The organism is Mesorhizobium sp. M1A.F.Ca.IN.022.07.1.1 (genome assembly GCF_003997575.1).
GTDB lineage: Bacteria > Pseudomonadota > Alphaproteobacteria > Rhizobiales > Rhizobiaceae > Mesorhizobium.
The window spans coordinates 1-1061 of the sequence record NZ_RZST01000656.1 but is presented as its reverse complement, the minus strand read 5'-3'; the positions used below and the strand labels follow the sequence as shown (position 1 = coordinate 1061).

Below are 1061 nucleotides of genomic sequence, written 5' to 3'. Positions count from 1 at the left end.
GCCCTGGGGTGGACGGTCAAGACGCTTGACGGGGCCGGCTCCATCGGCGGCCGCACCGCTGCCTTCGGCCAGGCGCTGGCGCTCAATCCCGATGGCATCATCATCAACGGCTTCGACGCCGTCGAGCAGAAGCCGGCGATGGAGCAGGCCAAGGCGGCCAAGATCCCGATGGTGGCCTGGCACGCCGCGCCGACCGTCGGCCCGATCGACGATCTCGGCATCGTCGCCAACGTCTCGACCGATCCAATGCAAGTTTCGAAGGCGGCGGCCGACTGGGCCTTTGTCGACGCCAAGGGCAAGCCCGGCGTCATCATCTTCACCGATTCCACCTACCAGATCGCTATCGCCAAGGCGGACCGGATGAAGAAGGAGATCGAGGATCTCGGCGGGAAGGTGCTCGAATATGTCGACACGCCGATCGCCGAGACCTCGCAGCGCATGCCGCAGCTCACCACCTCGCTGCTGCAGAAATACGGCGATCAATGGACCCATTCGCTGGCGATCAACGACCTCTATTTCGACTTTATGGGGCCGTCGCTCGCGGCGGCCGGCAAGTCCGGCACCGATGCGCCGATCAACGTCGCGGCGGGCGACGGTTCGGAATCGGCCTACCAGCGCATCCGCTCCGGCCAGTTCCAGAAGGTGACGGTGGCCGAGCCGCTGAACCTGCAGGGCTGGCAGCTTGTCGACGAGCTCAACCGCGCCATGGCCGGCGAGAAATGGTCGGGCTACATCTCGCCGCTGCATGTGGTGACTTCCGACAATGTCGAGTTCGACGGCGGCCCGGACAACCGTTTCGACCCGGGCAACGGCTACCGCGACCAATACAAGAAGATCTGGGGCAAATAGACGCCATCCAGAACGATCAGCGAGCGGTCGGCGATCATCCGCCGGCCGTTCGTTTTTTCCGATGCTTCAGGCCGTGTGTCGCACAACAACCCTGGGCGTCATGCCGACTACGACGCGGTCATCGAGCGCTCGCCGCCCGTTGAGCAGGTCGAGCACCAGCTCGGCGACGCGGATGCCGATCTCATGCGCGCCGACGTCGATCGCGGCGATCG

General features: G+C 65.0%; 1 protein-coding gene. It reads left to right on the top strand.

All coding sequences use genetic code 11. From position 1 onward, the window contains the following. Positions 1 to 849, top strand: an 849-nt coding sequence (locus tag EOA75_RS33165; RefSeq protein ID WP_127326161.1) for a substrate-binding domain-containing protein, incomplete at its 5' end; no start/stop codon positions are given. Between the last annotated feature and the right edge of the window lie 212 nt (positions 850 to 1061).